The sequence below is a fragment of the Kitasatospora sp. NPDC088548 genome (assembly GCF_044753005.1).
Taxonomy (GTDB): Bacteria; Actinomycetota; Actinomycetes; order Streptomycetales; family Streptomycetaceae; genus Kitasatospora.
On record NZ_JBIVMI010000030.1, the window covers coordinates 49,001 to 58,887 of the forward strand.

The 9,887-nt window shown below is 70.4% G+C and carries 11 protein-coding genes; 2 read left to right on the forward strand and 9 right to left on the reverse strand.

What is annotated here, in order from left to right:
- Window positions 1-128: 128 nt before the first annotated feature.
- The 9 genes from ACIP82_RS30710 to ACIP82_RS30750 form a co-directional block, all read right to left on the reverse strand.
- Window positions 129-623 (reverse strand): phage terminase small subunit P27 family, encoded by a 495-nt coding sequence (locus ACIP82_RS30710; RefSeq protein ID WP_400658187.1) that lies wholly within the window; start codon window positions 621-623, stop codon window positions 129-131.
- A gap of 132 nt (window positions 624-755) precedes the next feature.
- Window positions 756-1,256 carry a hypothetical protein gene (locus ACIP82_RS30715; RefSeq protein WP_400658189.1) on the reverse strand — a complete coding sequence of 167 codons (501 nt, stop codon included), beginning with the start codon at window positions 1,254-1,256 and terminating at the stop codon, window positions 756-758.
- A gap of 1 nt (window position 1,257) precedes the next feature.
- Window positions 1,258-1,494, reverse strand: a complete 237-nt coding sequence (locus tag ACIP82_RS30720; protein WP_400658191.1) for a hypothetical protein — start codon at window positions 1,492-1,494, stop codon at window positions 1,258-1,260.
- A 375-nt stretch (window positions 1,495-1,869) separates the two neighbouring features.
- Window positions 1,870-3,540, reverse strand: coding sequence for a recombinase family protein (locus ACIP82_RS30725; RefSeq protein WP_400658193.1), 1,671 nt, complete (start codon window positions 3,538-3,540; stop codon window positions 1,870-1,872).
- A 533-nt stretch (window positions 3,541-4,073) separates the two neighbouring features.
- Window positions 4,074-4,718 carry a response regulator transcription factor gene (locus ACIP82_RS30730; RefSeq protein WP_363610404.1) on the reverse strand — a complete coding sequence of 215 codons (645 nt, stop codon included), beginning with the start codon at window positions 4,716-4,718 and terminating at the stop codon, window positions 4,074-4,076.
- Window positions 4,682-6,046, reverse strand: a complete 1,365-nt coding sequence (locus ACIP82_RS30735) for a sensor histidine kinase (RefSeq protein ID WP_400658196.1) — start codon at window positions 6,044-6,046, stop codon at window positions 4,682-4,684. The genes ACIP82_RS30730 and ACIP82_RS30735 overlap by 37 nt, the downstream gene beginning before the upstream one ends.
- Window positions 6,043-6,855: a CPBP family intramembrane glutamic endopeptidase gene (locus ACIP82_RS30740; RefSeq protein WP_400658198.1), complete on the reverse strand. Its 813-nt coding sequence runs from the start codon at window positions 6,853-6,855 to the stop codon at window positions 6,043-6,045. The genes ACIP82_RS30735 and ACIP82_RS30740 overlap by 4 nt, the downstream gene beginning before the upstream one ends.
- A gap of 165 nt (window positions 6,856-7,020) precedes the next feature.
- Window positions 7,021-7,143 (reverse strand): hypothetical protein, encoded by a 123-nt coding sequence (locus ACIP82_RS30745; protein WP_400658200.1) that lies wholly within the window; start codon window positions 7,141-7,143, stop codon window positions 7,021-7,023.
- 21 nt (window positions 7,144-7,164) lie between these two features.
- On the reverse strand, window positions 7,165-8,133 hold the full coding sequence (locus ACIP82_RS30750) for a hypothetical protein (RefSeq protein ID WP_400658202.1): 969 nt from the start codon (window positions 8,131-8,133) through the stop codon (window positions 7,165-7,167).
- 162 nt (window positions 8,134-8,295) lie between these two features.
- Between ACIP82_RS30750 and ACIP82_RS30755 the strand changes: the two genes are divergently transcribed.
- Together ACIP82_RS30755 and ACIP82_RS30760 are read left to right on the forward strand one after the other, a co-directional pair.
- Entirely contained in the window at window positions 8,296-8,940 is a 645-nt protein-coding gene (locus ACIP82_RS30755) for a CatB-related O-acetyltransferase (protein ID WP_400658204.1), read from the forward strand.
- Window positions 8,941-9,114: 174 nt separating this feature from the next.
- The gene (locus ACIP82_RS30760) at window positions 9,115-9,711 is read left to right on the forward strand and encodes a dihydrofolate reductase family protein (RefSeq protein WP_400658206.1); all 597 of its coding nucleotides are present in this window, start codon (window positions 9,115-9,117) and stop codon (window positions 9,709-9,711) included.
- Window positions 9,712-9,887 lie beyond the last annotated feature (176 nt).

Sequence of the window (9,887 nt, forward strand, 5' to 3'; positions counted from 1 at the left end):
CGCTTCGCGCTGACTGCGACGCGATTCGCCAAACGCAGAAAGGCCCCGCCCTGACCCCGCAGAGAGGGGACAGGACGGGGCCCTTGCGATTCCGACAATTGATCAAGTCGCATGGATTGATGGGGCGTTCAATCCCAGATGTCGGAGTCGTCGTCCGGCTGGGGCGGCGCTATGGCCACGCGAGCACTCGGCGACAATCCCAACTCTCGAATATAGCGCGCAAGTTGGGAGCGGTACTGTGCCGCGATGGTGGCGGCGCCGTTCTTCACCGTGCCACGCTCGGCCGTGACCATGAGTCCGCGTTCGGACAGGTCGCGCTCGGCCTGGTCGATACGGGCCACACAGACGCACAGATCCTTGACGGTCGAGTGGTCCACCTCACCGAGTCCGGCGGCCACTTCGAGAATCGGCACAACACGCTGCCACTCAGCCGAAGCCATTTCCCGACAGCGGATATTGGCTGCCTGGATCTCGGCGGCCGGCGATTCCTTGAACACGTCTCGCCAGTCGGGCTCGGCGAGAACAGCTCGCGGGACAATCACCCCCTCTCTGATCTCGGCCTTGGACGGGTTTCCCTCGCGCGCCCGTATTGCCGCTGACTTGGGTCGGTACCGATCAGCCATGGTCTCCTTTCTTGCTTTCTGTAACGGGGCACGGGGCACCCAAGAATGGCCACAGCCCCGGCGCGAGTTTCTGGCCTCCCTGCCGATCACCCTTGGGCACGGACGGGAGTACCCCCCTGGGTGGCGGGCCGCTCAGTCGCCCTGCGCGGCCACATAGTCCTCACGCTGAGCCACGAGGCTCTGATTGAAATCGTCGGCAAGCTGCATTGATTCCTTTTCGACGCGATCCATGATCTCATCGAGAATCTGTGCCGCGTAATAGCGCTGCTCGGGTACGGTTACGGCTTCACCGATGATTCGCTGTGCGCGCTGCGCCTCGGTCATGACGTATCCGCGCTTGTGCCGGGCGGCCCGGTACTCCACATATGCCGCGAACCAGGGTTCGGCCGACAGCGTGTCAAGGAACCGCTGATGGACGTCATCGCCCGAGTTCGCGGCTTCCTCGGCCCGGCCCATCCAAGTCCCGGCGAACTCTCGGCTGTACTCGATCTCTCGTTCCGCACGGCGCACCTTCTCGGCGTTCTCGGCGGCACGCAACTGCGCTTCGGCATCGGCCAGCGGGCCGGACACCTTGTCGATCTGCGCTTGCAGCTTGGCGACCCGCTCGGCGGCCTTCTCGATCTCGGCGCTCATATCAGTTGCCGCCCTTCGTGGTGTCGCGCCCGAACTGGGCTGCGATCTTCTTCGCGTTCTCGTAGTAGCCAAGGGACATGCGGACGGTGGTGCCCATGCGGTCGTACGCTTCGGGGTTCGAATCGCGCATTGCGGCCAACTTCTCCATGCGCTCGTCTCGCTGCCACTCGGCAGCACGGGCCGCATCCTTGTCCCGGGGGCCGTCCAGATAGCCGAACCGGTGCAGTGTCTCGCTCATGGTGTTCTCTCCGTTCGTCAGTGCCCACGGCGGGGCTTCCCGGTATACATAGGGAGCGCCCCTTGCCCGCTTTCCTCGGTAGTAGTAGGGAGCGGAGGTTTCCCGGCTTCGCTCGCTCCCCCCTGCCGTAGTGAAGGGCGGAGGTTTCCGGCCAGCGGTGGTGAGGTGGCGAGAGTGGTCCTGTTTCTTGTTTTTTCTTAGTTTTTTCTATGCGTTCTAAAAAATAGGCAAGAACCACCACCCACCACCCCTCTGCCGCTGTCGGCCAGTCCGGGCCGGCTGAGCCAAAGGCCACAGGCGCCCGCCTGCGGGCATAAGAGAGCCCCGGCCGACCACGGGGGGCCGACCAGGGCTGTACGGGGCTCTATGGGGCGCTTAAGCGGCTGCGGGCACCAGTTCGGGCACCGTGGCGGCGTCCCATGCGGAAAGCTCCTCGGCGGCCTCATCGAGTTCGCCGGACATGGTGAAGTCCACCCGCCGTGTGTCGAGCGTGCGCCATCCGCCACGGGTGCCCCGGCGGACGTTCAGGCGCACCCCGGCGTCAACGAGCATTCCGCGCCGTTCGGCCGTGTCGGCAGCCTGCCAGTCGTCGGCGAAGGTGCGCCCGGTCCCCGTGGTGATGCGCTGTGGCTCGGTCTTCTCGCGGGCCTCCAGCTCGGCAATCCGGCTGTCCAGCGCGTCATGACGCTTCTGCCACTCCTGCGCGGCGTGCTTGGACTTCTGCTGACCCTGGATTTTCAGGTGCGCGGTGAACTCGGCCACGGTCGCGTTCAACTCGGGCTCGGGGTCGTACCCGGGCACCACCACGGTTGTCCTGGTCTGGATTCCGCCGACCAGGCGCAGGAACTCGGCTATCACGTACTCATCTGCCCAGTCTCCCCGGATGTTCGCGGGGGCTTCGCACTTGTCGCCCCGGGCGTGGTAATTGCACTTGTACGTGGGCTGCTTGCCTTCCTGCTTGTTCAGGTACATGCGCCCGCCGCACGAATCGCAGTGGATGACGCGCAGCAACAGCGCTTCCGTGTCGGACCGGTCCCCGTTGTTGATGCTGCGTTCGTCCAGAACGGCGCCGATCTGGTCGAACTCCTCACGCGTCAGAATCGGCGTCTCACTGCACATGACCGGGTTGCCCTGGTCGTCGCGCACAGGCACGCCGTCGTGCATCTTCCACCCCAGCAGAACCTCATTGCGGAGCATCCGGGTAATGACAGCCGGAGTCCACTGGAACGTTTCCCGCACGACGTGCGAGCCCTTCGCCCCACCTGTCTTGCCGCCTCGCTCGCGGCCCATCTTGTCGGCCCAGTAGTCACGCGGGCTCAGCACGCCATCGGCGTTCAGCCCCGCAGCGATGGCGGACACGGTGGCGCCCTCCAGCAGCTCACGGATGATCCGCTCAATGACCGCCACGGCGTCCGGATCGGGTACCAGCGTCCAGCCCTTGCCGCCGAACTCCTCGGGCATCGGGGCGGGCATGTAGCCGTACGGCGGGCGGCCACCACCACGCCAGCGAAGCGGCATCCTGCGCATGGCGGCCTGCGCGCCGCTGACGCGGTCGCTGATGGACTGCGACTCGAACTGTGCGGCGAAAGCCAGCATGAACAGTTGGAGTTCTGCCATGGGGTCCATGGGGTTGCGGAAGTCGAACACCTGCCGACCCCCGCCCAGACCCTCGGCGAAGATCAGTACCTTGCGGTGCTCGCGCGCCCAGTTGGCGAGGGCGTACATGTGCCCCATGGACCGGATGGCACGGTCGAACCGCCAGAACACAAGCGCGTCGTACGCCTGCGGGTTGCTGAGCCAGCGCAGAAGTTGCGGGCGCTCCCACGGGGACGTCTTGGACGCGCTGACGTCAAGGTCCACCGCTTCGCGCAGCGCGTCACCCTCGCCGAACGTGACCCGCAACTCTCCGGCTACGTGGTCGCACGCTTCCCGCTGACGCTCGGGGCTGGTGGTCTCGTCCGTCAGGACGGACAGTCGGATGCACCGGACGCCCCGAAGGGTCTCGGTGAACACGGTGCCGGACAGTGGATTGCGAGCATCTTCCATGCTCTGTGTGGGGAGCAAGGGTTGCCCGCCGGGGAGCGTGGCCGATGTACCTTCCATGCCCACTGTGAAGGGCGAAGGTTGCCCGCTGCCCCGCTCCGAGCCCCTGACCAGCGCAGATGCCGCTGCCATCTCTCACACTCCAGAACATCCAGTTCTGTGTGTCGGGAGACCCCGAGGGCAACGAGTTCTGCCTGGACTGACGCGGCTCGGCTGTGATCGCGGAAAGCCGCAGGGGCTGGCGTCGGGGCGGGCGCCTTGCGGGTGCCCGGAGTCGCCGCGGATACTCGGGTGCGCACCACGCACGGCTGCACGGGGAGCGGGGAGAGAGCCGCTGTGAGTCGGTCCCGTCTGCACCGCCGGATCCACCGGGACTTCCCCGAACCCGGGTCGGCCCCCGAGATCATCCGTCTGCTGGCGGAGTTCGACGCGGACTTCGGCCCCACGCACGGCCAGGATTCGGACCGAAGACCGACCCGCCGACCGGCGAGGGCTGAGGGACGGCTTCGAGGGCCCGGTCGGCCTCGGCCCCGGGCTCAGCGGTCGAGGTAGGCCAGGACGGCCAGGACCCGGCGGTTGTCGTCGTCGGAGGCGGGCAGGTCGAGCTTGGCGAAGATACTGGCCGTGTGCTTGGTGACGGCGCTCAGGGTGATGTGGAGCTGCTGGCCGATCGCCGGGTTGGAGCGGCCCTGTGCCATCAGTTCCAGCACCTGCTGCTCGCGGGGCGTCAGCGCCGTCGTGCGGCCGCGGGCCTCGCCGCGGCTGAGCAGTTTGGCGATGACCACCGGGTCCATCACGGTGCCGCCGCTCGCGACCCGGGTGACGGCGTCGACGAACTGGGCGGCGTTGGAGACCCGGTCCTTGAGCAGGTAGCCGACCGCACCGGAGCCGTCCGCCAGCAGCTCGCGGGCGTAGAGCCGCTCGACGTACTGGGACAGCACCAGGACGGGCAGGCCGTGGGTACGGCGCCGGGCCTCCAGGGCGGCCTGGAGGCCCTCGTCGGTGAAGGAGGGCGGCAGGCGGACGTCGACCACGGCGATGTCCGGCCGGTGGTCGGCGAGCGCCCTGCGCAGGGAAGGGCCGTTGTCGACGGCGGCCACGATGTCGAAGCCGTGCTCCTCCAGGGTGCGGACCAGTCCGTCCCTCAGGAGGAAGAGGTCTTCGGCGAGGACAACGCGCACGGGATCTCCAGGAGGATCGCGGTGGGGCCGCCGTCGGGACTGCGGACGGTCAGGGTGCCGTCGAAGACGGCGATCCGGCGCTGGACCCCGCGCAGACCGGTGCCCCGGGCGGGGTCCGCGCCGCCGCGGCCGTCGTCGGTGACCTCGGCGGCGAGCACACCGTCGCGGTGGCCGAGCCTGACCTCCACCCGCCCGGCACCGCTGTGCTTGGCGGCGTTGGTGAGCAGCTCGCTGACCGCGAAGTAGACCGCCGACTCGACGGGGGCGGCGGGCCGGCCCGGCAGCTCGGCCGTCACCTCGACGTCCAGCATGCTGTCGAGGGCGAGGGCGCGGACCGCGTCGGCGATGCCGCGGTCCGCCAGGACCGGCGGATGGATGCCGCGGATCAGGTCGCGCATCTCCTCCAGGGCGCGGGAGGAGGCCTCGCGGGCTCCGGCGAGCATGGACAGGGCGGCCTGCGGATCGTTGTTCACCAGCTTCTCGACGCTGTCGATGGTCATGCCGAGCGCGACCAGCCTGGCCTGGGCCCCGTCGTGCAGGTCCCGTTCGATCCGGCGGAGCTCGGCGGCCTGGGCGTCGGAGGCGTCGGCGCGGGTGGTGGAGAGATGGTCGACCCGCAGGCGCAGCCGGGCGGTCCGGGTCGGCGCGAGCAGGACCGCCGTCCAGCGAGCGTGCAGTCGCAGCGTCCACGGGCCGACCAGGAGGCCGGCGAGGATCAGCGCGAGGCCGACGGGTACCGCGGCCAGCGCGGCGCCGGACGAGTCCACCTGGATGACGGTGTACCAGTTGCTGCCGCCCGCGCGGTCGATCGGCCCCCAGACGAAGGGCTGGACCAGTGCGCCGTACACGCCGTACAGCACCAGCGCGCCCGGCAGCCCGGCGATGACGCCGCCGATCCACGGATCGGCACTCGCCCACACCAGGTCGCGCCAGGTGGCCGGGTCGCCCAGCAGGGCGAGGCAGGTACGGACCCGGCCGCCGAGGCCGGGCTCCCGCGGCGGCGTCGGGCGGTACGGTTCGGGGATCGCCACCCCCGTCCACCGCCCGGCGCGGCGGCGGGCGGTGCCGGCGAGCCGTCGCAGCGTCCCGACGGCGAGCGGGAGCAGGAGCAGCCCGACTCCGGCGCCCAGCAGCCAGATCGCGAGGTTGACCAGGCAGGCGACCAGCCCGGCCGACAGCGACAGGGCCCACAGGGCCGCGGCCCGCCCCAGCGCGACCGGCCGCTCGGCCCACGCCGTACGGGCGGTGGCCGCCGTTCGGCGAGCGCTGCCGCCGGTGGTGGTCGGCGTGTCGTCCGGTGTACGGGTGGCAGAGGATCCGGTGTTCATCGGACGGCCTCCGTGCGCCGGACCCGGTGGCCGGCCACCGCCAGCGCGACCGCGACCGCGACCGCGGTCGAGCAGCCGGCGAGCGCGGTCATGCCGGCGACGTCACCGCCCTCGATGTCCAGCACGCCGAGGGTGCCGAGATTGATCAGGCAGTGGAGGGTGCCGGCCACCAGGAGGGTCCCGGTACCGGCGCCCGAGACCAGGACGGCGAGTATCACCGAGACCGCGACGGTCATGACCATGAACGCCGTCATGAACGCGGCTCCGAACCGCAGGTACTGCACGTGCCAAGCCCCCCAGAGAACACCCACCACGACCGCTGCCGCCACCGGCGAACGGCCGGCCTCCAGCCGCCGCTGCAGAAAGACGCGCCAGCCCAGTTCCTCGCCGCACGCGCCGACCCACTGCAGGACGACCAGCAGCCACCACGGCCCAGCCAGTTGACCGGCGTCCGTGAGGTGCACCGGCCGTCCGGCCAGCGCGAGGACGCCGAGCGACAGCCCCAGCACCGCGACAACCAGACCCGCACCGGTCACGCAGCGAACGAGCACGTCACGGGTGGGCCGCAGCCACCTCATGCTAGCCGGACCGGCCGCGGGCCTCCTCCCCCGCCTCAGCAGCACCGTCACCACCACGGCGGCGACGGCGGGGCCGAACTGGGGGAGCATCAGCAGTCCGGGGTCGAGCGGGAGCATCGGCTGCAGAGCCAGCAGCAGACCGGCCACCACCCAGGTCAGCAGGGTGAACAGCGGGACCGGCCAGAACTCGCGGGCACGCGTCGCGGCGACGCGCTGCTGGGCATGGGACATCCGTGCACCTGTTCTTCTCGTCGGAGGTGTCGTTCTGACGACACCTACGACGATCGCGCCCGGCCCTGTGGCACGCACTGCACCGGACCTCACTCCGGGGGTGTACTTCTGCGCACCCCTGAGCACTTACCGGAGGCGACGGACGGCCCCGCACGGCCTCCGCGCTCAGTACGGCAGGTAGTAGCCGAGCACATCCGCGGTGAGCGGCGGGAGGAGCGCCCGGAACAGTTCCTCGTCCCGGGCGTGCCCGGGACTCGGTTGTTGCCACCTGGACAGGAGCGTCGTCACCGACCTCACGGGTCGGAACAGCTAGCCGCCGATCGCGGCGACGGCCTGGTTCCCCGCCTCCAGCACGAGCTGCCCGAGCGCGGTGCCCGCCGCGGGCATGACCAGCTCGACCAGCCGGTCGGCCGTGCGCCGCAGGAGACCGCGGTCCGGGTGCGCGCGTGCGGCCTCGGCGGACAGGGCCCCGGCCTGCTCGGCCGCCTCGGCCTGCTCCTCGGGCGACAGCCCGAGGACGGGCAGGCTCTGCTGGATGAGGCCGGTGAAGTGGATCAGCGCGGCCGGGTCGAAGCCGGCGGTGTTGTTCTGCGTGAAGTCCCGCTGGGAGCCGATGATGGTCCCCTGCGCGTCGGTCAGGTAGGTGTTGAACGTCGTCGTCCCAGGGGCCGTCTGCTCCTGCCGCACGAACTCCGACACGGTCTTCTCGCTCTCTGCGCAGTCGATGCCCCGCGCGGTCAGCCTGACAACGTAGCTGTCGGCGGGGCTGAGGAAGGTGTCCCTGGCCCGCGGGCCGAAGGGGCCGGTGTCCTGGTGGACGACGGCGAGTCCGCGGGCCGCGAGGTACCCGATGGCCTCGCACACCTCAGGTGCGGTGACCGGGTCGCCGCAATAGGCCGGTTCGGAGTCCAGGAAGCCCGCCGGCGGGTCGGCATCGGCGCAACCGCTCTGCCGGTACCCCTGGCCGGGTTGCCCGTAGAGCCAGTCGAGAACGTCGGAGCGGACCGCGTTGTTGCGCCGGGGGCGATTGTCGCGCTGCTCCAGCACGGCCGCCGCCTGGGCCCGGCCCACAGGTGTGAACCTGACGATGTCGGCGACGAGCGAGACGGGCCGCAGCAGGCCCTCGGCGGTCAGGGCCGCGCGCAGGCCTGCCGCCTGATGTTCGGGGATGCCGTGCCCGGCGGCCCACTCCCGCACGTCGAACCCGCCCGCCGGACGGTCCGCGGTGGCGGTGTGTGCCCAGGCCAGCAGGGACGCGCGCTGGTGGTCGGGGTGCATATGGGCGCCTTCTGGATGTCTGCGGTCGGCTGGGTGTGGTCCTGGGCGGGAGCGTACTCAGAGTCCGGCTGGAAGGTCACCCCCCGGCGGCCCGGGGCACGGGCCCACCATGGATCATGGACAGTGCCGGCCACCCCCGGATCGACGGAAAGCGGTGCCACCATGAGTCCTCTCCCGCCCGACCCGACGGTGCTCCACCCCTTCCCCGACCAGCCGCGCGTGGTCCTGCTGAAACCGCTGGTGACCTCGCCGCTGATCGAGGTCGGCGAGTACTCCTACTACGACGACCCCGACGACCCGACCGCGTTCGAGACCCGCAACGTGCTCTACCACTACGGCCCGGAGAAGCTGGTCATCGGGAAGTTCTGCGCGCTGGGCGAGGGCGTGCGGTTCATCATGAACGGCGCCAACCACCGTATGGACGGCCCCTCCACCTTCCCCTTCCCCATCATGGGCGGCGCCTGGTCCGAGCACTTCGACCTCCTCGCCGGCCTGCCCGCCCGCGGCGACACCGTCGTCGGCAACGACGTCTGGCTCGGCTACCGAAGCGTGGTCATGCCCGGGGTCCGCATCGGCCACGGCGCGATCATCGCCGCCGGATCGGTCGTCACCACCGACGTCCCCGACTACGCCATCGCCGGCGGCAACCCCGCCAAGGTCATCCGCTCGCGCTACCCCGACGGCGACATCGCCCGCCTGCTGGCCGCCGCCTGGTGGGACTGGCCCGCCGACCACCTCACCCGGCACATCCGCACCGTCATGTCCGGGACCGTCGACCAGCTCGAAGCCGCCGCCCCCAGGCCCTGACCGCAGGCCGGCGGCCGGAGCGGCAGGACACCGCGCGCCTGACCACGCCGGGCCGCGCCGGGCGTGATCCACATCACCACCGCGGGAGCGATGATTCCGTAGTGGCCGGCAGTCTTCAGTGTCGTAGGCCCGAGGGCGTAGCAAGCAGAGCAGGCAAGACAGAGGAGCACCACCGTGCGCATCGTGATCAGTGAGTTCATCAGCCTGGACGGCGTCGTGCAGGCCCCTGGCGGCCCCGAGGAGGACACCGACGGCGGCTTCGCCCACGGCGGCTGGTCGCACCCGTTCTTCGACCCGGAGGTGGTGGGCGGCGCCTTCTCCGACGCGCTGACCAGCGCCGCGGCACTGCTGTTCGGGCGCCGCACCTGGCAGACGATGGCCGCGGCGTGGCCCGAGCGGGCCGGCGACCCGTTCGCCGACCGGATGAACGCCATCCCGAAGTACGTCGTCTCCAGCACCCTGGGCGACTCCGGGCCGGTCTGGGACAACACCACCCGCATCCCCGGTGACGAGGCCGTCGCCCGCGTCCGCGAGCTGCGCAAGGCCGAGGGCGGCGACCTGCTGGTCATGGGGAGCCCCACCCTGGTGCGCACCCTCCTGAGCGAGGGCCTGGTCGACGAGCTCCGGCTGGTGATCATGCCGGTACTCCTCGGCGGCGGAAAGACGATCTTCCCGGACGACGGCGGGCTGCGCACGCTGGAGCTGGTCTCCACCGTCACCGGCAGCACGGGTGTGAACGTCTGCACCTACCGGCCCGTCGCCAAGCGGTAGCCGGCCGCGGCGGACGGGTCGGCGCCCGTCCGGACCACCACCGTCGGGGGGGCGCGCGGGGCGGGCCCCGCCGCCCCCCCGGGGCGGGGCCGCCCTCAGCTAACCCTCCGACTACCCCCTGATGTATTAGCCGTACAGCGCGGCCGTGAGAATGTAGTCGAGCTGCTTTGGGGCGG